This is a genomic window from Marinobacter sp. L-46, from assembly GCF_056859535.1.
This window is the reverse complement of the sequence record NZ_JBSXOP010000085.1, coordinates 1-24,201: the sequence shown is the minus strand read 5'-3', so window position 1 is coordinate 24,201 and position 24,201 is coordinate 1. Positions and strand designations below refer to the sequence as shown.

26 protein-coding genes are annotated in these 24,201 nt (G+C 58.1%); 18 read left to right on the top strand and 8 right to left on the bottom strand.

What is annotated here, in order from left to right; all coding sequences use genetic code 11:
* The first annotated feature begins 149 nt into the window (after positions 1-149).
* The 11 genes from AC13DJ_RS15195 (at position 150) to AC13DJ_RS15145 (ending at position 9,531) form a co-directional block, all read left to right on the top strand.
* Positions 150-1,196 (top strand): aminoglycoside phosphotransferase family protein, encoded by a 1,047-nt coding sequence (locus AC13DJ_RS15195; protein WP_289101570.1) that lies wholly within the window; start codon positions 150-152, stop codon positions 1,194-1,196.
* Positions 1,193-1,867 carry an N-acetylmuramate alpha-1-phosphate uridylyltransferase MurU gene (gene murU / locus AC13DJ_RS15190; RefSeq protein ID WP_474540851.1) on the top strand — a complete coding sequence of 225 codons (675 nt, stop codon included), beginning with the start codon at positions 1,193-1,195 and terminating at the stop codon, positions 1,865-1,867. The genes AC13DJ_RS15195 and murU overlap by 4 nt, the downstream gene beginning before the upstream one ends.
* A gap of 94 nt (positions 1,868-1,961) precedes the next feature.
* Positions 1,962-2,648: a ribulose-phosphate 3-epimerase gene (rpe, locus tag AC13DJ_RS15185; RefSeq protein WP_022988433.1), complete on the top strand. Its 687-nt coding sequence runs from the start codon at positions 1,962-1,964 to the stop codon at positions 2,646-2,648.
* The gene (locus tag AC13DJ_RS15180) at positions 2,645-3,334 is read left to right on the top strand and encodes a phosphoglycolate phosphatase (protein ID WP_288373658.1); all 690 of its coding nucleotides are present in this window, start codon (positions 2,645-2,647) and stop codon (positions 3,332-3,334) included. Before rpe ends, AC13DJ_RS15180 begins: the two co-directional genes overlap by 4 nt.
* A 236-nt stretch (positions 3,335-3,570) precedes the next feature.
* Complete coding sequence (trpE, locus tag AC13DJ_RS15175; RefSeq protein WP_482933388.1) at positions 3,571-5,058, top strand: anthranilate synthase component I; 1,488 nt, start codon at positions 3,571-3,573, stop codon at positions 5,056-5,058.
* A 16-nt stretch (positions 5,059-5,074) separates the two neighbouring features.
* Positions 5,075-5,653 (top strand): aminodeoxychorismate/anthranilate synthase component II, encoded by a 579-nt coding sequence (locus AC13DJ_RS15170; protein WP_474540849.1) that lies wholly within the window; start codon positions 5,075-5,077, stop codon positions 5,651-5,653.
* Positions 5,654-5,670: 17 nt separating this feature from the next.
* Positions 5,671-6,699: an anthranilate phosphoribosyltransferase gene (trpD, locus tag AC13DJ_RS15165; RefSeq protein ID WP_474540848.1), complete on the top strand. Its 1,029-nt coding sequence runs from the start codon at positions 5,671-5,673 to the stop codon at positions 6,697-6,699.
* Between the two features lie 174 nt (positions 6,700-6,873).
* Positions 6,874-7,695 carry an indole-3-glycerol phosphate synthase TrpC gene (gene trpC, locus AC13DJ_RS15160; RefSeq protein ID WP_474540847.1) on the top strand — a complete coding sequence of 274 codons (822 nt, stop codon included), beginning with the start codon at positions 6,874-6,876 and terminating at the stop codon, positions 7,693-7,695.
* A gap of 188 nt (positions 7,696-7,883) precedes the next feature.
* Positions 7,884-8,024: a hypothetical protein gene (locus tag AC13DJ_RS15155; RefSeq protein ID WP_474543985.1), complete on the top strand. Its 141-nt coding sequence runs from the start codon at positions 7,884-7,886 to the stop codon at positions 8,022-8,024.
* An 846-nt stretch (positions 8,025-8,870) separates the two neighbouring features.
* On the top strand, positions 8,871-9,236 hold the full coding sequence (locus AC13DJ_RS15150; protein WP_474369382.1) for a VanZ family protein: 366 nt from the start codon (positions 8,871-8,873) through the stop codon (positions 9,234-9,236).
* A 148-nt stretch (positions 9,237-9,384) separates the two neighbouring features.
* Positions 9,385-9,531 (top strand): addiction module protein, encoded by a 147-nt coding sequence (locus tag AC13DJ_RS15145; protein WP_474369381.1) that lies wholly within the window; start codon positions 9,385-9,387, stop codon positions 9,529-9,531.
* Between the two features lie 333 nt (positions 9,532-9,864).
* Here the strand turns inward: AC13DJ_RS15145 and AC13DJ_RS15140 are convergent, their stop codons facing one another.
* Both AC13DJ_RS15140 and AC13DJ_RS15135 read right to left on the bottom strand, forming a co-directional pair.
* Entirely contained in the window at positions 9,865-11,037 is a 1,173-nt protein-coding gene (locus AC13DJ_RS15140) for an MFS transporter (RefSeq protein WP_482933389.1), read from the bottom strand.
* A complete protein-coding gene (locus AC13DJ_RS15135; RefSeq protein WP_482933390.1) occupies positions 11,034-12,209 on the bottom strand; it encodes an L-tyrosine/L-tryptophan isonitrile synthase family protein in 1,176 nt (391 codons plus the stop codon). The genes AC13DJ_RS15140 and AC13DJ_RS15135 overlap by 4 nt, the downstream gene beginning before the upstream one ends.
* Before the next feature lie 89 nt (positions 12,210-12,298).
* On the opposite strand from AC13DJ_RS15135, the gene AC13DJ_RS15130 reads away from it, so the two are divergent.
* Complete coding sequence (locus AC13DJ_RS15130) at positions 12,299-13,240, top strand: DJ-1/PfpI family protein (RefSeq protein ID WP_476129877.1); 942 nt, start codon at positions 12,299-12,301, stop codon at positions 13,238-13,240.
* A gap of 395 nt (positions 13,241-13,635) precedes the next feature.
* Here the strand turns inward: AC13DJ_RS15130 and AC13DJ_RS15125 are convergent, their stop codons facing one another.
* The 5 genes from AC13DJ_RS15125 to AC13DJ_RS15105 form a co-directional block, all read right to left on the bottom strand.
* A complete protein-coding gene (locus AC13DJ_RS15125; RefSeq protein ID WP_022988439.1) occupies positions 13,636-14,247 on the bottom strand; it encodes a DUF4202 domain-containing protein in 612 nt (203 codons plus the stop codon).
* A gap of 63 nt (positions 14,248-14,310) precedes the next feature.
* A complete protein-coding gene (locus AC13DJ_RS15120) occupies positions 14,311-14,928 on the bottom strand; it encodes a glutathione S-transferase family protein (protein ID WP_482933391.1) in 618 nt (205 codons plus the stop codon).
* 77 nt (positions 14,929-15,005) lie between these two features.
* Positions 15,006-15,746, bottom strand: coding sequence for an alpha/beta fold hydrolase (locus AC13DJ_RS15115; RefSeq protein WP_286815358.1), 741 nt, complete (start codon positions 15,744-15,746; stop codon positions 15,006-15,008).
* 1 nt (position 15,747) lies between these two features.
* Positions 15,748-16,848, bottom strand: a complete 1,101-nt coding sequence (locus tag AC13DJ_RS15110) for a M14 family zinc carboxypeptidase (RefSeq protein ID WP_482933392.1) — start codon at positions 16,846-16,848, stop codon at positions 15,748-15,750.
* Positions 16,849-16,930: 82 nt separating this feature from the next.
* Positions 16,931-17,908 (bottom strand): META domain-containing protein, encoded by a 978-nt coding sequence (locus tag AC13DJ_RS15105; RefSeq protein ID WP_482933393.1) that lies wholly within the window; start codon positions 17,906-17,908, stop codon positions 16,931-16,933.
* Between the two features lie 150 nt (positions 17,909-18,058).
* Between AC13DJ_RS15105 and AC13DJ_RS15100 the strand changes: the two genes are divergently transcribed.
* From AC13DJ_RS15100 to modC, 6 genes are all read left to right on the top strand, one after another.
* On the top strand, positions 18,059-18,796 hold the full coding sequence (locus AC13DJ_RS15100) for a glutathione S-transferase family protein (protein ID WP_482933394.1): 738 nt from the start codon (positions 18,059-18,061) through the stop codon (positions 18,794-18,796).
* Between the two features lie 108 nt (positions 18,797-18,904).
* Positions 18,905-19,888 carry a sterol desaturase family protein gene (locus AC13DJ_RS15095; protein WP_476129866.1) on the top strand — a complete coding sequence of 328 codons (984 nt, stop codon included), beginning with the start codon at positions 18,905-18,907 and terminating at the stop codon, positions 19,886-19,888.
* Complete coding sequence (locus AC13DJ_RS15090) at positions 19,854-20,786, top strand: lysophospholipase (protein WP_482933395.1); 933 nt, start codon at positions 19,854-19,856, stop codon at positions 20,784-20,786. Before AC13DJ_RS15095 ends, AC13DJ_RS15090 begins: the two co-directional genes overlap by 35 nt.
* A complete protein-coding gene (modA, locus tag AC13DJ_RS15085) occupies positions 20,720-21,523 on the top strand; it encodes a molybdate ABC transporter substrate-binding protein (protein ID WP_482933396.1) in 804 nt (267 codons plus the stop codon). Before AC13DJ_RS15090 ends, modA begins: the two co-directional genes overlap by 67 nt.
* Before the next feature lie 15 nt (positions 21,524-21,538).
* Positions 21,539-22,216 carry a molybdate ABC transporter permease subunit gene (modB, locus tag AC13DJ_RS15080; RefSeq protein ID WP_022988448.1) on the top strand — a complete coding sequence of 226 codons (678 nt, stop codon included), beginning with the start codon at positions 21,539-21,541 and terminating at the stop codon, positions 22,214-22,216.
* Positions 22,213-23,289 carry a molybdenum ABC transporter ATP-binding protein gene (gene modC / locus AC13DJ_RS15075; protein WP_289101561.1) on the top strand — a complete coding sequence of 359 codons (1,077 nt, stop codon included), beginning with the start codon at positions 22,213-22,215 and terminating at the stop codon, positions 23,287-23,289. The genes modB and modC overlap by 4 nt, the downstream gene beginning before the upstream one ends.
* A gap of 2 nt (positions 23,290-23,291) precedes the next feature.
* Here modC and crp read toward each other — a convergent pair whose 3' ends face one another.
* Positions 23,292-23,933, bottom strand: a complete 642-nt coding sequence (gene crp / locus AC13DJ_RS15070) for a cAMP-activated global transcriptional regulator CRP (protein WP_022988450.1) — start codon at positions 23,931-23,933, stop codon at positions 23,292-23,294.
* Positions 23,934-24,201: the final 268 nt, after the last annotated feature.

Here is a 24,201-nt window from a genome sequence, read left to right as displayed (position 1 = left end):
GGCGACTGACACTAAAAACAGCTGCCTAGTTTACACGCGCCCCCCGGGGTTGTTAACGGAAACCCCGCTGCAAATCCGTTTTACCCTCTTTATACTCCTCTGCTAACGTTCCCGGACACCAAAGACAACTCAGGACGCACCCGACAACCATGGATACCCGCCTGCAACTGCTGACCGACTGGGTCAGGCAAATTCCCGGTTTCAACAGCGCCAGCCCGGAACCGGTTTCCGGTGACGCCAGTTTCCGCCGTTACTTCCGGGTTTGGCGGGAAACGCCGGGCCAGCCCCGAACAGCGTTTATTGTCATGGATGCCCCGCCGGCACACGAAGACTGCCGGCCCTTCGTCGCCATTGCCGAACACTGGCACCGCCACGGCGTGCATGTACCGGCCATCGAGGCCCAGGACCTGCAACAGGGGCTGTTGCTGCTGGAAGATTTCGGTGATCGGCTGATGCTGGCAGAACTGGACGGCGACAGCGCCGACACCCTGTACCGCCAGGCGCTGGACGAGCTGGTGCGAATCGGGCAAATGCCACCGCCCGCGAATTATCCGTTGCCGGCCTATGATGACGCCCTGCTGGACCGGGAGATGGCCCTGTTTCCGGACTGGCTGCTGGAACAGCACCTGGAGCTGACGCTGGACAACCAGGACCGTGCTTTGCTGGAAACCGCCTTCGGCCTGCTGAAAGAAAGCGCCCTGGCCCAGCCGGAAGTGACCGTGCACCGCGACTACCACTCCCGCAACCTGCTGATCCGCGCGGGCCAGATCGCCCCCGGGGTGATCGACTTCCAGGATGCCGTGACCGGCCCGGTAACCTACGATGCGGCCTCCTTGCTGAAAGACTGCTACGTGCGTTGGCCGGAAGCCGATATCGCTAACTGGCTGGAACATTATCGCCAGGTTAGCCTGGACGCCGGGCTGCACCGGGCCGATGCCGACACCTTCCGGCAGTGGTTTGAGCTGATGGGCATGCAACGGCACCTGAAAGCCGCCGGCATCTTTGCCCGGCTGGCCATCCGGGACGGCAAGGCCGGCTACCTGGCCGACATTCCCAGAACCGTCAGCTACATCCGCGACGCCAGCGCCCGCCAGCCAGCCTTCCGGCACTTCCACGAATGGCTGTGCGAGGTGGTGATTCCCGCCATCGAAGAGCGCATTGGTCCGTTGCCGGCTGCGGAGGCCCGCCAGCCGTGAAAGCGATGATTCTGGCGGCAGGCAAAGGCGAGCGCATGCGCCCGCTGACCCTCACCACTCCGAAACCCCTGCTCGAAGCCGGCGGCAAACCGCTGATTGCCTACCACCTGGAAAACCTGCACCGGGCCGGCTTTCGCGACGTGGTCATCAACCACGCCTGGCTTGGGCAACAGATCGAACAGGCCCTGGGCACCGGCGAGGCATTCGGCCTCACGATCCGTTATTCACCGGAAGGCGAACCACTGGAAACCGCCGGCGGCATTGTCCGCGCCCTGCCCCTGCTGACCGGCGGCGGGGAAGACTGGTTCCTGGTGATCAACGGCGACATCTGGACAGACTTCCCACTGGCCGAACTGCAACCGCCCGCCACTCCGGATTGCGATGCGCTGCTGGTCGTCACCGACAACCCGGCTCACCATCCTGACGGCGACTTCGCCCTGCAACAGGACGGCACCCTGGCCAGCGAAGGCGAGGACAAACTCACCTTCACCGGCATCAGCCTGCTGCACCGCCGTTTATTCGCAGGACTGGACGACAACGCCGGCAAACTGGGGCCTGTGCTTCGCCGCGCCATGGTGGCCGGGCGGGTGCGGGGCCTGCACCATCGCGGCCAGTGGATGGACATAGGTACTCCGGAGCGATTAGCAGAACTGGATCGCAAATTGCGCTGATATCCGTAGCACCCGCGCTGCGAAAAGCTGCGCCAAGCTGGTAGACTTGCCCCATTCCATTCAGCCGACGAATCACCTGATCGAGAGAGCCACGATGAACCCCTATCTGATTGCGCCGTCCATCCTCTCCGCCAACTTTGCCCGGCTGGGCGAAGAAGTTGATAACGTACTTGCCGCCGGCGCCGATGTGGTGCACTTCGATGTCATGGACAACCACTACGTGCCCAACCTGACCATCGGCCCCATGGTGTGCGAAGCCCTGCGCAAGCACGGCGTAACCGCCCCCATCGACGTGCACCTGATGGTATCGCCGGTAGATGACCTGATCCGCATGTTCATCGACGCCGGCGCCAGCTACATCACCTTTCACCCGGAGGCGAGCAAGCACATCGACCGCTCCCTGCAACTGATCCGCGACGGCGGCTGCAAGGCCGGCCTGGTGTTCAACCCGGCCACGCCCCTGAGCTACATGGATTACGTGATGGACAAGCTCGACATGGTGCTGCTGATGTCGGTGAACCCGGGCTTTGGTGGCCAGAAGTTCATCCCCGGCACCCTGGACAAACTCCGGGAAGCCCGCAAGAAGATTGATGCCAGCAACTACAACATCCGGCTGGAAATCGACGGCGGCGTAAAGACCGACAACATTCGGGAAATCGCCGAAGCCGGCGCCGACACCTTCGTGGCCGGTTCCGCCATTTTCAACACGCCGGATTACAAAGCCACTATCGATGCCATGCGCGCCGAGCTGGAACAGGCCCGCAAGGTGATTGGCGGATGAGCCTGAAAGGTCTGTTCAACCCCCGCTGGCCCGGCGTTGCCCTGTTCGACCTGGACGGCACCCTGGTAGACAGCGCGCCAGACCTGGCCGCGACGGTCGACCAGATGCTGGAGCACCTGGGCCGCAAGCCCGCCGGTCTGGAGAAAGTGCGCAACTGGGTCGGCAACGGGGCCGGCATCCTGGTGCGCCGGGCCCTGGCTGACAAAACCGACTGGGAACCTGCGGCACTGAAAGACGAAATCCTTTACAACGACGCGCTGGAAATCTTCTACCACGCCTACGGCCAGATTAACGGCCGCAATGCCGTCGTGTTCGACGGCGTAACCGAGTGCCTGAACCACCTGCGCAGCCTGCGCTGCAAGATGGCCGTGGTGACCAACAAGCCGGACCGCTTCGTGGCCCCGCTGCTGAACAAGGCCGGGCTGGACCAGTACTTCCGGATCTGGGTGGGCGGCGATACCCTGGACGTGAAGAAACCGGACCCGGCACCGCTGCTCTACGCCATGGAACAACTGGGCGGCACCCGGGGTACCACCGTGATGGTGGGTGACTCCGCCGCAGACGTTAACGCCGCCCAGGCAGCGGGCATTCCCTGCGTGGCCGTGCGCTACGGTTACAACTTCGGGGGCTCGGTAAACAGCCTCGGTGCCGACGCGGTTGTTGATTCGCTGGCCCAGCTTTTGTAATCTCGCAAGGACGTTTTACTTTGAACACATCATTTCGGGAGATTCCTGCCGTGCAGGGACTGAATCTGACTGCAGCGCGAGGCATCCTGACAACCCGCGCAACACGATGGTGGCGATGGCGCACCGGCTGAGCAAGCCACGGGGCTGATGGCGCACGCCTGCATGCCCGCACCACCTGTCACAACGGTGTAACACCGTTCTGACAAAACGCAGATCAGATTTCAGGAAACCGAACCATGACACCCGAGCAATTCCGCGAGCTCGCTGAAGCCGGCTATAACCGCATCCCTGTGTACCGCGAAGTACTGGCGGACCTGGACACTCCCCTCAGCACCTATCTGAAACTGGCCAGCGGGCCCTATTCCTACCTGTTCGAATCGGTACAGGGCGGCGAAAAATGGGGCCGTTATTCCATCATTGGCCTGCCCAGCCAGGAAGTGCTGAAAGTCTTTGACCACCGCATTGAGGTCAGCCGCAACGGCGAAGTGGTCGAGCAGGCAGAGGTGGATGATCCCCTGGCTTTCGTGGACGACTACCAGAAGCGATTCAACGCCCCGGATCTGCCCGAGCTGCCCCGGTTCAACGGTGGCCTGGTGGGCTATTTCGGCTACGACACCGTGCGCTACATCGAGAAGCGCCTGCGCCACAGCTGCCCGCCCGACAAAATCGGCACCCCGGACATCCTGCTGATGGTGTCCAATGAAATCGTGGTGTTCGACAACCTGCGCGGCAAGCTGCACCTGATTGTGCATGTGGACCCAACAGCCAATGGTGCCTATGAACAGGCCCAGCGACGCATCGACGAGCTGGAAAGCCAGCTGCACCGCCAGACCGCCAACGCCCCCCGCACACCGGAACATCTGCGCGGCAAGGTGGTGGACGAGAGCGACTTTATTTCCGGCTTCAGCCAGGACAAATTCGAAGCCGCGGTGAACAAGATCAAGGGCTATGTGCTGGACGGCGACGTGATGCAAACCGTCATATCCCAGCGCATGTCGATTCCCTTCGAAGCGCCACCGCTGAATCTGTACCGGTCCCTGCGCGTGCTCAACCCGTCACCGTACATGTACTTCCTGGACCTCGAAGACTTTCACATTGTGGGTTCCTCGCCGGAAATCCTGGCCCGGGTGGAAGATGAAGAAGTCACCGTGCGCCCCATCGCCGGCACCCGCAAGCGCGGCGCCACCGAGGCCGAAGACAAGGCCCTGGAAAAAGAGCTGCTGGCCGACCCGAAAGAGATCGCCGAGCACCTGATGCTGATCGACCTGGGCCGCAACGACGCCGGCCGGGTGTCGGAAACCGGCACCGTGAAGCTGACCGACAAGATGATTGTGGAGCGTTATTCCCACGTCATGCACATTGTCTCTAACGTGACCGGTCGACTGAAAGAAAACACCAGCTGCCTGGACGTGCTGCGTGCCACCCTGCCCGCCGGCACCCTGAGCGGCGCCCCGAAAATCCGGGCCATGGAAATCATCGACGAGCTGGAGCCGGTGAAGCGCGGCGTTTACGGCGGCGCCGTGGGCTACCTGTCGTTTAACGGCAACATGGACACCGCCATCGCCATCCGCACTGCCGTGATCAAGGACAATACCCTGCACATCCAGGCCGGCGCCGGCGTGGTGGCAGACTCCATTCCCCGCCTCGAATGGAAAGAAACCATGAACAAGGGCCGGGCCATCTTCCGTGCCGTGGCCATGACTTACAACGACTACGACCATTGAGGCGGAGGAACAGATTATGTTGCTGATGATCGATAACTACGATTCCTTCACCTACAACGTGGTGCAGTACCTGGCCGAGCTGGGTGCCGACGTGCAGGTATACCGCAACGACGAAATCACCATTGAGCAGATTGAAGCCCTGAAGCCCGAGCGGCTGGTGATTTCCCCGGGCCCTTGCACCCCTAATGAGGCGGGCATCTCCATGGACGCCATTCGCCACTTCGCCGGCAAGCTGCCGATCCTGGGCATTTGCCTGGGCCACCAGTCCATCGGCCAGGTGTACGGCGGCGATATCATCCGGGCCGGCAAGGTGATGCATGGCAAGGTGTCGGCGGTGTACCACAATGATATAGGCGTGTTCCGCGGCCTGAACAATCCCTTGCAGGCTACCCGTTACCACAGCCTGGTGATCGACAAAAACACCCTGCCCGATTGCCTGGAAGTGACTGCCTGGACCCGCAACGACGACGGCTCCGTTGAAGAAATCATGGGCGTGCGCCACAAGACCCTGCCCATCGAAGGCGTGCAGTTCCACCCCGAGTCGATCATGACCGAACAGGGCCATGAACTGCTGCGCAACTTCCTGAGAACATAACAAGAGGCCGACGACCCATGGACATGAAACAAGCACTGAACCGCATTGCCTCCAACCTGGACCTATCCCGGGACGAGATGAAGGATGTGATGCGCATCGTGATGAACGGCGAAGCCACCGACGCCCAGATCGGCGCATTTCTGATGGGCCTGCGCCTGAAAAGCGAAACCATCGACGAAATCACCGGCGCCACCGAAGTGATGCGCGAACTGGCCACCAAGGTGGAAATCAACGCCAGCCCGCTGGTGGATATCGTGGGCACCGGGGGCGATGGCGCCAACCTGTTCAACGTCTCCTCGGCATCCGCCTTTGTAGTGGCCGCCGCCGGCGGTTATGTGGCCAAGCACGGTAACCGCGGCGTGTCCTCCAAAAGCGGCAGCGCCGACCTGATCGAAAAGGCCGGCATCAACCTGGACATGAAACCGGAAGAAGTAGCCCGCTGCGTGGAGCAGATCGGCGTCGGCTTCATGTTCGCCCCGGCCCACCACGGTGCCATGAAACACGCCATCGGCCCGCGACGGGAGCTGGGCTGCCGGACCATCTTTAACATCCTCGGCCCCATGACCAACCCGGCCGGCGTCACTCGCCAGCTGATCGGTGTGTTCACCCGGGAACTTTGCCGCCCGATGGCGGAAGTGCTGCAGCGCCTGGGCGCAGAACACATCATGGTGGTCTGCTCGAAGGATGGCCTGGATGAAATCAGTCTGGCCACCGTTACCCATGTTGCAGAGCTGAAGGACGGCGAAATCACCGAATACGACCTGGCCCCGGAAGACCTGGGTATCAAGAGCCAGTCGCTGGTGGGTCTGACGGTAGACGGTGCTGACGAATCGCTGGCATTAATCAAAGCCGCCTTCGGCCGCAGCCACGACGAAACTACCGAGAAAGCCCGCGACATGATCGCCCTGAACGCCGGGGCGGCGATCTATATTGCCGGCCTGGCCAAGACCACCAAAGAAGGCGTCGATATGGCACTGGATGCCATGGGTTCCGGTTTAGCTGCTGGCAAGATGTCGGAGCTGGCTGACTTTTCGCAGTGCTTCTAACGGCTCTGAACTCCAGAAGGCCCTGACCAAGTTTGAAGAGCCGGTGATGGGGGCCTTTCCAAAACTGTCTGTAGCCATGGATGGCTACAGTCAAGCCCTACAGGGACGTACTTGTGGGCGTGTTTTGGAAAGGCCCCCATCATCGGCTCCAGCACCCAATTCAGCAGGCACGAGATGACTGAACGACATTTGGATAAGACTCCCACTATTCTTCGGAAGATCGTTAACCGGAAATGGGAAGAGATCGACGAACGGAAGCCGAAAGTTTCCGTTGCAGACCTCAGAGCCATGGCCGGCGATCAAGCCCCGGCTCGGGGATTTGCCTACGCTCTGCGCACACGAATCAAAGCGCAACAGCCAGCCGTCATCGCCGAGATCAAGAAAGCCTCTCCGAGCAAAGGCATCCTTCGCGATCCGTTTGAACCGGAACGCATTGCCGAGAGCTACGAGAAAGGCGGCGCAGCCTGCTTGTCAGTACTTACCGACCACGATTTCTTCCAGGGCCACGAAGACTACCTGAAAGCCGCCCGCGCGGCCTGCAGCCTGCCGGTGATCCGCAAGGACTTCATGGTGGCGCCCTACCAGGTGTATGAAAGCCGCGCTATTGGTGCCGACTGCATCCTGCTGATTGCCGCGTGCCTGACCAAGGACCAGATGCAGGAACTGGAAGGCATTGCCAATGAGATCGGGCTGGATGTGCTGGTGGAAGTGCATGATGGCGAGGAGCTGGACGATGCGCTAACCCTGAGCACGCCGTTGGTGGGTATCAACAACCGGAACCTGCACAACTTTGAGGTCTCTCTGGAAACCACCTTTGAACTGCACCACCGTATTGCCAATGACCGACTGACGATTACCGAAAGCGGCATCATGACCCGCGCCGATGTGGAAGCCATGACCAGCCGGGGCATTTACGGGTTTCTGGTGGGGGAATCCTTTATGCGGGCGCCGGAACCCGGGCAGAAATTGCAGGAGCTTTTCTTCCCGGAGGGCTAACCTCACAGTCAGAACAGGCTGGCGGGTACCTTATTGAGGGCTGTTACGCAGACATCATCGAGCCGGTGCTCTGCGAGTGTGACGAGCTCATTTTTCTGAACCCTGGAGTTGAGGTTTGTATCGCTCATTGCCGCGCGCGCCCTTGGGAGCCAGAGAAATTCAGCTCCCGAGAAGAGCAGGATAAAAATTTGGAGAATTTGATCGAATGGGTGGCTGCCTATGACACCCGTTCAGACGAATACGGTCTCCGCCGGCATCGGGCGCTTTACGAAGCGTTTAACGGAAAAAAGCGTGAACTCAACCATACCAGTGAGTATGAATCGGTATAACCACCGCTGGCACGGCGATGTCTTTTCCATTGCGGCTTTGCCTTCAGTTCAAATCCGCGCATGCTGTTTTTGACACGTCCCAAGTGCCGCAACGAAGATACCCGCCGTCTGGCCTACGATCCGTTCCTCACTTCACGACCCTAGTCAAATTCGACAGCAGCCACCCGCATACCTTTTCGATGTGCAGGATACGAGTTTATGCAGCGCCGGCTTGAGCTGCTTGAGGGGCTCTCACGAGGAGAGCGTGCTGTACTTGAGGGAAGAACGTACAGCCAAAGTGAGGCCAGGGAGAAAATGAGTAAATGGCTGAGGTAATCTGGACGGAGCCTCGCCCTTCAAGAACCGGACGCGACCGCTGAGTACATTGCTCTGGATAATCCGGCAGCTTCGTTCGTACATGCTTGGGAAAAGCTGACCAGACGCGTCACTCGGATGCTGCACGAGGAGACAATCGCAGGTGAAAGCCCGATACGCATACCCGCTGCTATTCCTGGTCCCGGGGGTCATGGCCGGTGTGATTGTGGCGGCCTTGGCCACTGCGACGGGCGCGGGTTTTCTATGGCTCTTTGTGTATGGCGATAATCCGTGGCCGCCCGGGTCCAGTGCGGCCTTAACGATATTCGCGGTGGTGGTTGGCCTTTTGGTACTCGCTGCTGTCCTTGCGATCGCGTATAGGTTTGGAAAAGCTCAGGAGAGTCGTGGCGGGCTGCGTAAAGCTCACGTACTGATAGCAATCCTGCTTTCAGTTGGACTGCCTCTGCTCATACTCGTCCACCAATGGCAGGTCACAGCAGGTTTTAGATAAGGCTGAGCGTATGGAAAACTTTCTTCAATCCGGAGTGTATCTTGAAGCCGTTTCTAGATTTTGTTCAATCGCACTGGTTGCTTGTCACAGTCGCCATCCTGTTGCCGATTACGGTTCTGTCTCTATACCCTGCGGATAGCCTCCCTTCTGTTCCGGGCACCGATAAAACCCACCACTTTATTGCCTATGGCGTTCTGGCATTTCCAATTGCACTGGCGAGGCCCGAAAGGTGGTTGTTGTTGATAGTGGGCCTTCTAATGTACAGCGGCATTATTGAGTTAATTCAACCCTATGTTAACCGCTATGGCGAATGGCTCGATTTGGGTGCCAATGGTTTGGGGCTGATCGGGGGTGTCTTGATTGCTGCTGTTGCTCGGTCGATTGTTCAAAAGGAGCAATCGCTGTGAAAAGTCGCATCAGTTCTCAGTGGACTTCCACCACCGCTGTGCGGCCCCAAACTGGCGCGTGGCAGGGCGCTAGAGTGAAAAACCGAGTCGTGGCACCGTATACCCACTCGTGCCAAAATTAAACGATATCGGAACAAGAGGTTTCTCTATGAATATCCAGAAAATCGAAGACGAAGAGCTCAGATTCGATTGGTTGATGGAAGCCCGCCGCAGAAGCGAAGAGCTCGACAATGGCAAAGTTCAGGCTGTGTCTGGTGAGGATGTGATGAGGAAGGCCAGAGCACTGATCAAATGAACTATTCTTTTCACCCGGCAGCGGAAGCCGAGTTCCGGGAGTCAGAGCCTCTTAAATCGCATCGCAACCAGATATTCGAGGATTGCCCCTTCACAGGTTTTCATTGTCTATCGTTTACTGTAAAAAGCTTGATGGTTTTCAGGTTTTGTCACCTTCAAGAAAAGGCCAAGCGGGTCAGGGGGATAATCTATCCTAACAATTTATGGACTTTTAACACCGTTGCTGACAGAACAGGTATGCCATTCTGAGCTTGTTTGAGTATCGATAGGATCTGGCTGCCAAAAAGACGTGTTCTTCATGCAGAATTTCCTTGCGTGTAGCTTAGGCAAAATTCTACTTTTGATTACCGCTGTTTTTTCGGGGATCATAAATTAATTTTATTATGCCAGTCATAATAACGAGTACAGGCAGGATTGCGTATAAGTTTATTGTTTTCCATCCCAGTACGTTGACTAGAGTTCCTGAGAACATTGTAACAGTCGTAATACCTAAGAATATAAGGGTGTCATTCATGGCTTGGATGCGGGCGGCCTCTTCTTCGCGGCAATTTTCAGTCAACAGAGAAGTGGCGCCAACATAAAGAAAATTCCAGCCTACCCCAAGCAAAATTAGCGCGATGTAGAAGTGACTCAATTCACTTCCTAATAGACTTACTGAAATACCGCCCAAATTCAGTAGGCAACCTAGTAGCATAATTGGCAAAATACCTACTTTTTGAATTAATGTGCCGGTAAAAAATGAGGGGGCGAACATGGCGACAATATGCCATTGAATTACTGCAGCAGTATCGGCAAAGCTGAAATGAAAGTGCGTCATGGCCAGAGGAGTGGCAGTCATCAAAAGATTCATCACAGCATAACCAAAGACTCCTCCTAGCACGGCTATGATAAACTTTGGATTATTAGCTATTTCAGACCATCGCTGTTTAGCGCGCTTCTGTTCCACTCTAACCATTGGCGGTATGCGAAGACCCATGGCTAATATTGCGCCTAATAATGCCACCCCAGCTAACGAGAGAAAGCTGGCGTAAAAGGGTGGATCTAGGGCCCCTTTCGTCCATTGGGCAAGTGTAGGGCCAGCAACTGCAGCTATAAGACCGCCGGTAAGAGTTAAGGAAATAGCTAAGTTTTTCTGCTTTGGAGCTACAGCTTCAATTGCGGCAAAACGATAATATTGACCTACCGCGCCGAAGGTGCCAATTAAGAATCCAGCAGCCGAAAATAGAACGAAACTGTCGGTTTTCACGCCTATAGCGGCAGCTATTAAGCCTACTGCTCCGATTAAAGCACCGCCGCAAAAAATAGGAGCGCGTCCAAAGCGCTCCATGAGTCGTGCAACTGGATAGAGCATCACCATCGTTCCTAAATATTGACCTGCTAGTGGAACGGTGGCCAGGTCAGGTGATGCGAGTTGTGCTCCCACTAAAGCGGACGATGCAAGGGTGAGGCTAATTGTGGTCACCATTGCCGCTTGAGATAATGCCAATAGGATAATGTTGCGGTTCATATATTAAGCTTTGATGGTTCATAGAATTGCGTTAGACCATTTTTGTCAACGACCTTGGTATAAGCCGGATTGCCTATGACCGTTATCTCATGGTGGATTTCCATTTGTTCTGCACCATTGTCATCATTTTGGGTTATGACCGCAATTCCATGGTATGGAAATAGGCGGGAGCTTAATTTATATTCTGGATATAAGCGTAGACCTAATACTGGAATTTTTTTAGCATGGATAGTTGCTCTAATGGCATTTGGGAAATGATTTTTTTCCCAGTTTGTGTCAGCTGCTGCCGCCTTTAGAGCGCGGTACTCAGCAAGTGCAACCGTAGTGTTATAATCTAGGTGCTCTTTAGTTTTGTTCGGGGCCGCGCCAAATAGTTTTACTAATTGCTCATAAGAAAACTCCATGCGCCGAGAGTTTAGCGTTGCGCGCATGCTGGCGTGCCAGCGCTGATATTCTTCTGCTAGCAAGTTTTGAGACAGAGGGTCGGATAGGAACTTAGTGCGCCAAGTCTCGAAGCGATCATGAAAAAACTGGTTGTAGTTGGCAAGATAGTCAGAGATATCGTGAACCTTAACCGTGTTATTTATTTTTAGTTCTTTGGTGCGTCGCTGTAATTGGATTAGATAGTTTTGAGCTTCAACTGACGTAACGCCAAGTGGAAGGGCGTAGAATGTACTATCACTAATAACCTGAAAAACTGCTCCTGGGGAGTAGATGCTAGAAATGTAACGAGCGATGCTATTCATGTGAAGTAATGATATGTCATCTGCTGTGGTAAGCTCGGTAGATTGCACTCTTTTGGTTGGATTATTAATCACGCAGAACGCAAGGATTAGAATTTCGATTGGCTCTCCTTTTTCACAAGCATCGGTGACAATTTTTCGCCACTGTTCGCACTTGCGAAATCTTTTTCGCGAGTTGAACTGAAAGGCATTATGATTCAGGAGCTCTATAATTTGAGAGGGGATGTCAAGAGTCTGATTTTTTTCTAAGAATGTATTGAGATTAAAGTGAGGAGATCTGCCGAGATCCCGAATACGGCTATCGTCGCTAAATTCGTAAGTACGAGATGGTTGCCATTGGGAGCGAGGGTCCTCTTTCGGCCAGATAAACTCATGTCCGATCTGGGAGCGGGAAATGATTTCGCCGTTTAAAGGGACAGGCTTAACCATGGATTAATCCTCATGTTAAGAGCGGTTTCCATTGACATTTTGCTTGTAATATTTAGGATTGAAATGACATAGATCCCTCGGATTCTGCCATGTCTCGTAAGTTGGTTTTTATAGTGTTTCCTGGCTTTCAGCTTCTGGATGTGTCTGGGCCGATTGCCGCTTTTGAGGTGGCCAATCGTTTGGTGGCTGAGGCATATGAGCTGACTTTGACCAGTCAAGAAGGTGGATCGGTAGAAAGTTCAGCAGGAATCACATTACTGACGACACCCTTTTTTCAGGTCTCTGAAGCAGATACTTTGGTAGCGGTGGGCGGTGAAGGGGTGATTGATGCTGCTTCCAGCGTTGGAGTACAGGATTTCATCCTTGAGTTATCAAAAACAGCACGTAGAGTATCCAGTGTTTGCTCGGGGGCTTATTTATTGGCTGTGGCTGGATTGCTGCGGGGCAGGAAGGTGACAACACACTGGAGGCGAAGCGGCGATTTTAGGCGTCGTTTCCCAGAGGTGCTTTTGGATGAAGATCGAATTTATGTGAATGATGGCAACATATGGACTTCAGCGGGGATTAGCGCTGGGATTGATCTTTCGTTAGCTTTGATTGCGGATGACTTAGGTGAGAAAGTTGCCCGTCAAGTTGCTCATCAGTTAGTGGTGTACTATCGTCGTCCAGGAGGGCAGTCGCAGTATTCCGAACTGTTGGAGATGGGTGTGGGGTGCGGCCGCTTTGCTAGTTTACTTGATTATATCCGAAACAATCTGGATAAGCCGCTAATGGTTGATGATTTGGCGGATCAAGTATGTATGAGCCCAAGGCATTTTGCACGGTGCTTTACGTGTGAAGTTGGTACAACTCCGGCGCGAGCGGTAGAACGACTTAGAGTCGAAGCGGCAAGCGCGGCATTAGAAGCAGGTAACTGCTCGGTGCAAGTTGTAGCGCGTCAATGTGGTTTTATGGACGTAGAGCGAATGCGTAGGGCTTTCATCCGTTTGAAGGGGGTTCCTCCTTCTACTATAAAACGTCATTTCCATTGAAGCTCTAAATTAAATTGCCTACAAATTCTGTAGTCACTATCGATGATAAATGCGCATTTAATGATTTTAAAAATGGAAGGATGGACGAAATCGACAACCACCTACAGGGAAGGGTCTTGACGTTTGGGATCATCGCCTTTCCAGTTAACGCCTGGCTTTGCGGCGTGCCGGAGCGCCAGCGAAGGCGCGTCCGACAACAGCCATTGGTTAGGTCTAGACATGTACGAGCAATGCTGGTGCATACGCAGACCAATAAAGAGCCACTGTACCCGCGAAACTCACGGAAATTGCGGTCAATGGCAACCATTTGGTTGCGCGGAACAGTGCTGAAAAGGCCAAGCCTAGACATAAAATAGGCAATACCACCCACCCTTCTGCCAGCCTGTGCATCCTGATCAGCTCTCAGGCTCAGCCAAGGCCTCCTGCAGCAATTCCAGCAGATGCGCGGGCATGCCTTCCGCCAGTTTAAGCGCGGCTTCGTGGGCCCGGGGGCTCATTTTGTCCCAGGTGCGGCGCACGATGCGCAGCCACTTTTCCTTGTCGAAATCCGGATTGTCTTCAAAGAACCCGGCAAAGTACCGTTCCAGAAACACCATGCAGGCCACGTCTTCCAGCAACTGGGTATCTTCGTCTTCCCGAAGCTTGCGCTTGGTGATGATCGTCTCTACCCGCTCGCATTCTTCCTGCGGATAGCCGCTTTCCGCCATAATCTCCGCCGCCCGGCGGCCGTGCATCCGGCCACAGGCCAGGCGCCATTGATAGTAATTCTTGCGGCCTTCGCCATAGTCGCTGCGGGGCATGGTCCAGCGCTCCAGGTGCTGGGCCCGGCAGGCAATCTGCATACGTTCTGAGGGTTCCGGTTCCAGCGCGAACAGCCAGCGGGTCATGTGCAGGCTGTAGGCGTATTCCCTGGGCAGTTGCTGGCCGTCTACCTGCTCAGTATTCGGGTCTGCCTGATTGGCCCGGTCGATGGCTTCCAGTGTGTTCATCAAGGTTTGTTGCGTCATACCATGTCCTGTTGCTGATCCTGACCGGGTTGTGGCTTTGTTGGGCAATCCTGGCTGCTGGCATCAAGCCTGGGCCGAAGGCCGGGCCTTGATGCGGTCGTACCAGGCCTGCAGGTTAGTGTGCTCCGGCTTGATACGAATATTCACCACCCGGGCAAAGGCGACGGTGGTGAAGGCGTTGATGTCGGCCGCGGTAAAGCGGTCGCAGCAGATGTAATCCTTGCCTTCCAGGTGCTTGTTCAGGAAGTGCATGAACTTTTCCACGCCCTGCCCGCATTCTTCGCCCCATTCCTTGATGGGGTTCATCCGGTCCTTGAAGTAACCCGTGGTGTGCTGGAAACACATGCCGGTGGGCATGAAGAAATAGAACTCCAGCCAGCGCAGCCACTGCTCTACCTGAGCTTTCTCGGGGGCGGTCTCGCCCATCAGTTTCGGGGTATCCGGGTAGGCTTCTTCAAAATAGCGACAGATGGCCATGGTTTCGGCAATGCAGGTGCCGTCGTCCAGTTCCATCACCGGGACTTTCTTCATGGGGTTTCGGGCCACGAATTCCGGCGTCAGGTTCTCGCCTTTCTGGATATCTATCTCAACAAATTCCGCCTTGTCCAGCAGGCCTTTCTCGGCCATGAACATGCGCACGCGGCGGGGGTTGGGGGCAGTCCGGGTTTCGAAAATTTTCATCTTGTTATTGGCTCCCTGGCAGAAAAACGGGCTTTGAATACAGCAGGTTGACCGGAAAAAACGGTTGCGTCAAGAAACTATCGGGTGCCGGGTATCCAGTCACCCATTTGCCGGATTACCCACTCCGGCTCATCCAGCGGCAGGTCGTGGCCGGCATCCGGGTGCAGCTTCAGGGTCCAGCACCAGCGCCGTTCCAGTTCGGCACTGCAGTGCCAGCTGGCAATCCGGTCGCCCTTGCTGGCCAGTATCAGGGCATCGGCCATCGGGCGCTTTTCCAGGGGTTTGAAACGGGCAGCCGCCAGCAACTGGTTGCGGGCGTTGGTGAACGAGACCGGGCGCTGGCGCTGGATGCTGTACCAGGCCTTGCACAGGCTCAGGGGAATATCCCGGTTGGAGGTCAGGCGCAGGATGTCCCGTTCCCGATGGAACAGTTCACGGCGAACCAGTAAACGCAGGATCTTCGGCCAGGCCGCCGGCTGCATTCGCTGCCAGGGCCGGCTGAAACCGGAACTGGTGTTGATCAGCACCAGGTGCTGTAATTCCCCGGGCTCGGCATGCTGGGCCCAGTCCAGGGCCACCATGCCCCCCATAGACAACGCCAGGATGCTGAACGGCCGGGGAATATGGCTCACCTGCCGGCACACCTGCTCGCGAATAGCACGCACTGTGGCCGGGCTGGCTTCCCGGTAATGGATGCCCGTGCCGGGCAGGTCTACCAGGTGGAAATGCTGGCCCGGAAAGGCCGCACGCAAGCGTTCGGGAAAGTCGCCCCAGTGTGCCCGTTCCCGGGTAAGACCCCGCAGGAGGATCCAGTGCATGTTATCGGCTATCTCTGTACCAGTGCATGATGGCGGCTTCCCGGAGCATGGACTCTTCATCGCCCTCCGGCAACCAGTTCCGGTAACTGGCGGCCGCATTCACCAGGAAGTCCATCCAGCTCAGATGGCTGCGCAATACCCGCTGATGGCGGTGAGGCACCAGAGGGTTGAATAACCCGTCCAGCCGCAGCAGCTGGCGCGGGCGCTTGCGCACCCATTTCCAGGAGCCCATTTCCAGGGTCAGGGGCAGGAACACCCCGTCACTGCTGCGGTTGACCTGCTTGTAGAAGTAATCCCACAGGTCACCGTGAGTCAGGTAATGCGCCGACTGGGGTTCGAAACGATAGTGGTGATTGGGGTAAGCCTGTTCCCAGATCAGCTTGAGGGCCATCACCGACCCGATGCGGCGCATGGGCCGGCGGCGATAGGCATAGGGAAACCAGATCTGGTCCTGCCAGCCGAAACCGGAGTGGCAGTCCAGCGCCACGCTGAAGGGCCGGCCCGGCAGCAGGTCCTGAATCACCGCTTCCAGTGCCAGGTTCTCCGGCTCCATGCCCTGCTCCGGATCGCCGGTGTACCAGGGCATTCGCGGCGACAGGCGCTGGCCACCCAGCAGGAAGGCGCTCTGGTCCTGGGCGGTAATCGGCGCGTTGCGCATCAGGTCGACACCGTTGGGGTTGCCGCGCTGGTTCAGGTACATACCGCCGGGGTTCAGGATCGGCAGCAGGGTGATGCGGACTTTCTCCAGCAAGGCGTTCAGGTGGTCATCCCAACCGAGCCGGGCCAGGAAGGAATCGAGCCAGGCCATCACCACCTGGCTACCAATGCGCTCAAGGCCGTGAACTCCGCCGACAATCAGCACCGCCGGCACATCGTCCCGGGTGGAACCCAGGTCCACCCGGTAGATGGGCAAGTGCAGATCCCGCACGGCAACCTCGCCGGCGACGGTGGTGGTGACCTGTTCGGGGGCTTCGGCCAGCTGTCGCTCCAGCTGCACCAGTTCCGGCAGGAAGCTGCGCAACAGGCGCTTCTGGTTGCGGTCGCGGCCGGCCTGTTGTTCGGGAATGGCACTGTGGGGGGTGAGGGCCCGCAATTCGGTCATGGCTGGTCTCTCTGCAGCATCGACCTGTCAGGGTAGACGGCAAATGCTGCAGAAATTTGACCGGGCGGGCCGGGGAAGAGAGTTACAGGTTGTCGGTGGTCGCCGGGAACGCCTTGATCACCTCACCGTTGCCGGTTTCCAGCAGCAATTCACCCTGGCGACCGATGCGGCCATCCACCACCTGCCCCAGCAATTCCAGGTACTTGCGCTCCTGGTTCATCAGCGACGGCGCGCAGGCCATCATGGTGCTGCCCAGGGTATTGAACGACAATCCATCATCACTCAAACGGTAGTTGCCCATAAACCGGTTGCAGGATGCACGCCCGGCTACCCGGCCATTGCCCAGGAACTGCAGGGTAACCATGGAGCGGTCGATCAGCCCGGCACCGGCCAGGTCTTCTACCACCCACTGCACACCCCGGAACAGCCGCTCCCGGTCGCCGCCACAGCCTTCAAAGCTGTTGCCGTCCAGGGTCAGCCGGATCTGAGACGGATACTGGCGTTTGTCCAGGCCCACTTCACACAGCTGGTGTGCCACCCGCACTTCCAGCGACTGCGCTTCGGTTTTCGCTTCAAACGTCCGGCCGTGTCGATTGGCCAGGGTTTCGGTCAGCCAGATCTCGTTCAGCGCTTGCTGCTGGTACGGCGGGGTCAGGGTCATCCGGTTGTTCTCGATCAGCGCCGACCAGTCCGGGTCGGCACCGATGGCCTCAAACCGGGATTCTATCGCGCCCGGTTCCAGGCATTCCGGCAGCAGATCACCCTTGAGTGTCAGCGTTGCCCGCTTGCCTTCGGCCAGGAAGCGGGTGGAGGTATCGCCCGGAGCCACGTAGAGGGCACCGGTGTCGGTGGGGGACGGTTTCAGCAATACGCGGCGGTCCAGATACTCAAGGCCCAGCAGCTGGCCGTCTTCAGCCGGGGCAACCCGGATATCCAGCTGGCCGCAGCGATAACTGCCATAGTCCGACAGGGCCAGGGTTTTGGGTTGGGAAGCGCAAGCTGCCAGTACAAGGCTGCAGCCGGCAAGAATGGTCAGCGAAAAAATTCGTCCCTTAAACATCACAACGTCCTATTTTGGTCCAGACTCCGGGGCGCTAGTTTAGAGATTCCTGGCCAGTTTCACCATGCTCCGTCACACGGAACCGGCCCGTTGTGGTACCGGGGCCACACAGGGTAACCTTGCGCCATCTATTTCAGGGGAATCATCACCATGGCCGTGAAACTCTACCAGTTCTGCATCTCCCACTATTCCGAAAAGGTTCGCTGGGCCCTGGATTACAAGGGCATCAGTTACCAGCCCGTAAACCTGCTTCCCGGCCAGCACGCCAGAACCATCAAGAAGCTGACCCGGGCCGGGTCCTCGGTGCCGGTGCTGGACCACGATGGCCAGATTATCCAGGGCTCTTCAGAGATCCTGGACTACCTGGATAAAACTTTCCCGGAACCCGCCCTGATGCCCGAAGACCCGGCCCTGCAGGAACAGGTTCGCAGCTGGGAGACAAGGCTGGACGAACTGGCTGGCGCGGCCATCCGCACCTGGGTCTACCACTACTTCCTGCAACGGCCGAAGGTAGTGGTGCCGCTGCTGGCTGCCGGCACACCGTTCTACAACCGCATCCTGCTCAGCCTGGCCTTCAGCCGGGTGGACGAGATCATGCGCAACTGGATGAAGATTAACCAGAAGACCGCCGATGCCGCACAGGAAACCCTGGAGCAACTGATTACCGAGCTGGCAGAGGTGTACGAGCGGCAGCCGTACCTGGTGGGTGACCGGTTCACCCGGGCTGACCTGACCGCCGCAGCGCTGCTGGCCCCGTTGTTCCAGCCCGAGCAATACCCGGTGCCCTGGCCCAGGCCGGCAAAGATCCCGAAACCGGTGCAGGCCTGGCTGGCAGACTGGCGCCCGAAACTGGAACCGGTGGTGCAGGTGTACCACAAGCACCGCTAACCCCGGGGCGATTGGCCGAAAAGGCCACCTCCGCTGTCGCAACAGGACAGTGCATTTATCGGTGGTTATGCCAAGATAAAACCTGAAGAAAAACAAAACAGGTTTCCCATGGCATTACTCGACATGATGCGGGCCGTACTGGAAGACAGCGGCCTGCTGGCACTCTGGCACACACTGGCTCCGTGGCTGGCCCTGGATGAGCGGCAGCTGATTTTCATGGTGGCCACCCCCATCTTTATCGGTATTACCTTCTGGGAGTACCGAAAAATCCGTCACGATCCGAAACTGATGGATACCGCCGAAGCCATCCGCAACTTTGCCCTCGGCGCCGGTTACCAGGTTACCGAGTTACTGTTTGCCGGCATCATAGCCTTCCCTGTCTATGCGCTTTGCTATCACTACCGCCTGTTCGAGCTGGAACTGAACTGGTTGACCGGATTCCTGACCTTCCTGGGCGTGGATTTCTGCTTTTACTGGATGCACCGGGCCAGCCATCGCATGCGCTGGTTCTGGGCGGCCCACGTGGTGCACCATTCCTCCGAACGCATGAACTTTTCCACTGCCATGCGCCAGAACGCCACCAACATTTTCAACTGCATGTGGGTGTTCTACCTGCCCATGGCCCTGATCGGCTTCAACCCGGTGTGGATCGGCGTGGCCTATGCCTTCTCGCTGGTGTACCAGTTCTTTGTGCACACCACGCTGGTGGGCCGGCTGCCCGGCTGGATCGAACGGGTGTTCAATACCCCCAGCCACCACCGTGTACACCATGGCCGCAATCCGGAATACATTGACCGCAACTACGGCGGCACCCTGATCATCTGGGACCGGCTGTTCGGCACCTTTGCCCCGGAAAACGATACCAATCCGCCGGAGTACGGCATCACCCGGCAAATCCATTCCACCAACCTGATTGTGCTCTGGACCCACGAATATGTGGACATGTTCCGCGACATGAGCCGCCCGGGCGGTCTACTCTCCCGTCTCGGACATTTGTGGCGACCACCGGAGTGGCAGCGCCCGACCACCAGCAACAGCGAACAACCGGGCACCCTGCATGAGCGAAACCACCCTGAACCTGACCACCACTGACGGACACCGGATAACCGGCACCCTGTTTTGCCCGGACACCCCCGGCGCCGTCCTGGTGATCAGCCACGGCATGGCCGAGCACGGCAACCGCTATGCCGGCCTGGCCCGCTGGCTGGGTACTCAGGGCGTGGCGGTTGTCACCTATCACCACCGGGGCCATGGACCGGACTGCCGTCCGGAAGACCTGGGCCACTACGCAGACCATCAGGGCTGGCAGAAAGTGGTGGACGATCTCGGCCTGGTGGTGGATCACATCCGCCAGCAGTTTCCGGAGCTGCCGGTCACCCTGCTGGGCCACAGCATGGGGTCGTTCATCGCCCAGAGCTATGCTGCGCAGCACGGCGACAAGCTCGACACACTGGTGCTCAGTGCCACCAACCGCATTCACAAACCCCAGCTGCGGGCGTCCGCCGCACTGGTCTGGCTGATCCGTCTGCTGCGGGGCCGCCGGCACCACAGCAAACTCATAAGCGCCATGACCTTCGGCCAGTTCAACCGGCACTTCCGCCCTAACCGTACCGACTGCGACTGGCTCAGCCGGGACCCGCAACAAGTGGACCGCTACCGGGCAGATCCGCTGTGCGGGTTCGAGTGCAGCGCCGGCCTGTGGCATGATTTCATCACTGGTATGCTTGGCATCAATCCCGGACAATGGCCGCAGGATCTTCCGGTACACCTGTTTGCCGGCACCGATGACCCGGTGGGCGAGATGGGCAAGGGTATCCGCCAGCACTTCCGGGCGATCCGCGAAGCCGGCATCCAGAAGGTGACCTTCCGGCTGTTTGGCGGAGGCCGCCACGAGATGCTGAATGAACTCAATGCCGAGGACGTATGGCAACACATTCTGCAATGTATTCCGGTTCGGGAAAACGCCTGCACCGAGCCCTTGCCGGCCTGATCGGCACTGCCCTGCTTGTTTTCCATTCTGCAGCCCTCGCGGAAACGGCCACCCTGGCGGTAGCCGCCAACTTCACCGGCACCATGAACCGGCTGGCGCCGTTGTTCGAACAACAGACCGGTCACCAGTTGCGCATCAGCTACGGCTCTACCGGCAAACTCTATGCCCAGATCCGCCATCGCGCGCCGTTTGATGCCTTTATGGCGGCAGACCGGGAACGCCCCCGGTTACTGGAACAACAGGGGCTGGCGGTCGCCGGCACAGGATTTGACTATGCCGAGGGCCGGCTGGCGCTCTGGAGCAGAACCCCCGATCTGTTTACCGATGGCACGGCCTGGCTGGCCCGACAACCCGAGCGGCTGGCCATCGGCAACCCGAAAACCGCCCCTTACGGCATCGCTGCCATGGAAGTGCTGGAGAATCTCGGGCTCGCACAAGCCCTCCGGCCCGCGCTGGTCAGCGGCGACTCCATTGCCCAGACCTTCCAGTTTGTCGCCACCGGCAATGCCGTCTCAGGGTTTGTAGCACTGGCCCAAACGCGGGCATGGAAGGAGGAAGGCTCCCTGTGGCTGGTACCGAATGATCTGCACACGCCCATCAGGCAACAGGCTGTTTTGCTGGGCCACGGCGAGGATAATCCGGCGGCCCGGGCGTGGATGTTGTTTCTCGCCAGCGAACCGGCACAGGCGATCATCCGTGAAGACGGCTACGATATTCCTGAACAGCCCAACCACTGAACTGGCGGAGACTTCATGAGCCCGGAATGGCAGGCCGTCTGGCTGACCCTGAAACTGGCAGGCATCACCACCGCACTGCTGCTGGTGATTGGTACGCCTATCGCCTGGTGGCTGGCCCGCACCGGGCACTGGCTGCGCCAGCCGGTTTCGGCCGTGGTTGCACTGCCACTGGTACTGCCACCCACGGTGCTGGGTTTTTACCTGCTGATCGTTATGGGCCCGGACGGTGCCCTGGGCCGCCTGATGGAGAACCTCGGGCTTGGCCTCCTGCCCTTTACCTTCGAAGGGCTGGTGCTGGCGTCGGTTATCTATTCCCTGCCCTTTACCGTCCAGCCCCTGCAAACCGCTTTCCTGACCATCAACCAGAGCCTGCTGGAGACCGCCGCCACCTTGCGGGCTTCGCCCCGGGATCGGTTTTTCTCGGTTGTGATTCCGCTGGCGCGTCCGGGCTTTCTGACTGCCGCGGTACTGACCTTTGCCCACACCGTGGGTGAATTCGGGGTGGTGCTGATGATTGGCGGCAACATTCCGGGAGAAACCAAGGTCTTGTCGGTGGCCATCTTCGACCATGTGGAAGCCCTTGAGTACACCCAGGCCCACTGGCTGTCTGCCGGCATGGTGGCGTTTTCCTTTGTGGTGCTGGTCAGCCTGTACGCCCTGAATGGCCGCTACCAGCCGGGAGTGGTGAAATGACCGGTACCGTCAACGCCTGCCTCCGGTGCCAGCTGGGGGACTTCACCCTGGATGTAGATCTGACCCTGCCCGGCTCCGGGATAACCGCGATCTTCGGCCACTCCGGGTGTGGCAAGACCACCCTGCTGCGCTGCATCGCCGGCCTGCAGCCTGCCGAGGGTCACCTGAGCGTGCTGGGCGAACCCTGGCAGGCCGGAAAACTCAGCCGGCCCGTGCACCACCGGCCCCTGGCCTATGTGTTCCAGGAAACCAACCTGTTTCCCCACCTGTCGGTGCGTAAAAACCTGCTGTACGGATACCGGCGGGTGCCCAAAGCCCACCGGAAAATAGAACCTGAACAGGTGCACCAGTGGCTCGGCCTGTCGCCCCTGCTGGAGCGGATGCCGGCCGGGTTATCCGGCGGGGAGCGCCAGCGGGTGGCCATCGGCCGGGCCCTGCTCACCAGCCCCCGACTGCTGCTGATGGACGAGCCCCTGACGGCCCTGGACCAGCAGAGCAAACAGGACATCCTGCCCTACCTGGAACGGCTGCGGGACAGCCTGGAGCTGCCGGTGCTCTACGTATCCCACTCCACCGTCGAGGTGGCCCGGCTGGCAGATCATATCGTGATGATGGATCAGGGCCGGGTGGTTGCCCAGGGCCCGCTGCAGGAAACCCTGGCCCACACCGATCACCCGTTCCGGCTGGAAGAAAATGCAGGGGTTATTCTGAAAGGCAAGATTATCGAGGTGGATACCCGCTGGCACCTGTGCCGGCTGGCGTTCGATGGCGGCGAACTCTGGCTGCGCCACCATGATCACCTGAGTGAGGGAATGACTGTGCGGGTACAGGTTCTGGCCCGGGATATCAGCCTTGCCCTGGAGGAAAATCCGGTCCAGAGCATCCAGAACCTGTTACCGGCCTGTATCGACCAGATTGATACCGAGGTAACCCCCGGCACCAGCCTGGTACGCCTGGGAGCCGGGCCAACCGCTTTCCTGGCCCGCCTGACCACCCGCTCCCTGCACCAGCTGCAACTGGAGCAGGGCCAGCAGGTTTGGATGCAGATTAAATCCGTCGCCCTGATGGACTGACCTTACCGGGTGCCGAACACCACCATGGTCTTGCCTTTCACCCGCACCAGGCCCTGATCTTCGAGGGTTTTCAGTACCCGGCCCACCATTTCTCGGGAACAGCCGACAATGCGGCCGATTTCCTGGCGGGTGATCTTGATCTGCATGCCGTCCGGGTGGGTCATGGCATCCGGCTCCTTGCACAGGTCCAGCAGGGTACGGGCCACCCGACCGGTTACGTCCAGGAAGGCCAGGTCACCCACTTTGCGAGTGGTCTGGCGCAGGCGCGTTGCCATCTGCTCACCGATGAAATACAGCACCCGCGGATCCTGCTGGGCGATTTCCCGGAACTTGGTGTAGCTGATTTCCGCCACTTCACACTCGGTCTTGGCCTTGACCCAGGCACTGCGGGAATCCATGTTATCGAACAGACCCATTTCGCCGAAAAAGTCCCCGGCGTTCAGGTAGGCCATGATCATCTCCCGGCCATCGTCGTCTTCAATGATAACGGTCACCGAACCCTTGACGATGTAAAACAGGGAGTCACTTTTGTCGCCTGCATAGATGATGGTGCTTTTGGCGGGATAGCGCCGGCGATGGCATTGGGAAAGAAAATAATCGAGATGCTTGGTCTTCTGCTCAACCGGCTTGACGATAGTAGCCATAATGCGAGACGTGCCTCCTCAGAGTCTGGCAGTGCTTATCTTTTTATATCCCCGCTTTTCCCTGCAGGTTAGGGTTTTTACTGATGTGCCCGGCAACTTATAACAAGAAGGCCGGTTGCGGGCAACTGTGCTAGCCCGGATTTCTCATAGTGCTCCAACAACCTTCGCAGACCAAGCCTGGTAGTGCCAGATCCGAGTGGTCATGGTCGAAGTTGGCGATTATTTAGCCAGTTTCCGGCATTCAGGCACAACTCCCCCTTTCCCCCAT

Bases quoted from the DNA above. Each gene is read 5' to 3' on its own strand.
- AC13DJ_RS15140 (WP_482933389.1), bottom strand. From the start codon at position 11,037: ATGAACCGCAACATTATCCTATTGGCATTATCTCAAGCGGCAATGGTG.
- modC (WP_289101561.1), top strand. From the start codon at position 22,213: ATGACCGGTACCGTCAACGCCTGCCTCCGGTGCCAGCTGGGGGACTTC.
- AC13DJ_RS15145 (WP_474369381.1), top strand. From the start codon at position 9,385: ATGAATATCCAGAAAATCGAAGACGAAGAGCTCAGATTCGATTGGTTG.
- AC13DJ_RS15105 (WP_482933393.1), bottom strand. From the start codon at position 17,908: ATGTTTAAGGGACGAATTTTTTCGCTGACCATTCTTGCCGGCTGCAGC.
- AC13DJ_RS15115 (WP_286815358.1), bottom strand. From the start codon at position 15,746: ATGCACTGGATCCTCCTGCGGGGTCTTACCCGGGAACGGGCACACTGG.
- AC13DJ_RS15170 (WP_474540849.1), top strand. From the start codon at position 5,075: ATGTTGCTGATGATCGATAACTACGATTCCTTCACCTACAACGTGGTG.
- AC13DJ_RS15100 (WP_482933394.1), top strand. From the start codon at position 18,059: ATGGCCGTGAAACTCTACCAGTTCTGCATCTCCCACTATTCCGAAAAG.
- rpe (WP_022988433.1), top strand. From the start codon at position 1,962: ATGAACCCCTATCTGATTGCGCCGTCCATCCTCTCCGCCAACTTTGCC.
- AC13DJ_RS15130 (WP_476129877.1), top strand. From the start codon at position 12,299: ATGTCTCGTAAGTTGGTTTTTATAGTGTTTCCTGGCTTTCAGCTTCTG.
- AC13DJ_RS15095 (WP_476129866.1), top strand. From the start codon at position 18,905: ATGGCATTACTCGACATGATGCGGGCCGTACTGGAAGACAGCGGCCTG.
- AC13DJ_RS15120 (WP_482933391.1), bottom strand. From the start codon at position 14,928: ATGAAAATTTTCGAAACCCGGACTGCCCCCAACCCCCGCCGCGTGCGC.
- trpD (WP_474540848.1), top strand. From the start codon at position 5,671: ATGGACATGAAACAAGCACTGAACCGCATTGCCTCCAACCTGGACCTA.
- trpC (WP_474540847.1), top strand. From the start codon at position 6,874: ATGACTGAACGACATTTGGATAAGACTCCCACTATTCTTCGGAAGATC.
- AC13DJ_RS15090 (WP_482933395.1), top strand. From the start codon at position 19,854: ATGAGCGAAACCACCCTGAACCTGACCACCACTGACGGACACCGGATA.
- trpE (WP_482933388.1), top strand. From the start codon at position 3,571: ATGACACCCGAGCAATTCCGCGAGCTCGCTGAAGCCGGCTATAACCGC.
- AC13DJ_RS15180 (WP_288373658.1), top strand. From the start codon at position 2,645: ATGAGCCTGAAAGGTCTGTTCAACCCCCGCTGGCCCGGCGTTGCCCTG.
- AC13DJ_RS15110 (WP_482933392.1), bottom strand. From the start codon at position 16,848: ATGACCGAATTGCGGGCCCTCACCCCCCACAGTGCCATTCCCGAACAA.
- crp (WP_022988450.1), bottom strand. From the start codon at position 23,933: ATGGCTACTATCGTCAAGCCGGTTGAGCAGAAGACCAAGCATCTCGAT.
- AC13DJ_RS15135 (WP_482933390.1), bottom strand. From the start codon at position 12,209: ATGGTTAAGCCTGTCCCTTTAAACGGCGAAATCATTTCCCGCTCCCAG.
- modB (WP_022988448.1), top strand. From the start codon at position 21,539: ATGAGCCCGGAATGGCAGGCCGTCTGGCTGACCCTGAAACTGGCAGGC.
- AC13DJ_RS15125 (WP_022988439.1), bottom strand. From the start codon at position 14,247: ATGACGCAACAAACCTTGATGAACACACTGGAAGCCATCGACCGGGCC.
- AC13DJ_RS15195 (WP_289101570.1), top strand. From the start codon at position 150: ATGGATACCCGCCTGCAACTGCTGACCGACTGGGTCAGGCAAATTCCC.
- modA (WP_482933396.1), top strand. From the start codon at position 20,720: ATGGCAACACATTCTGCAATGTATTCCGGTTCGGGAAAACGCCTGCAC.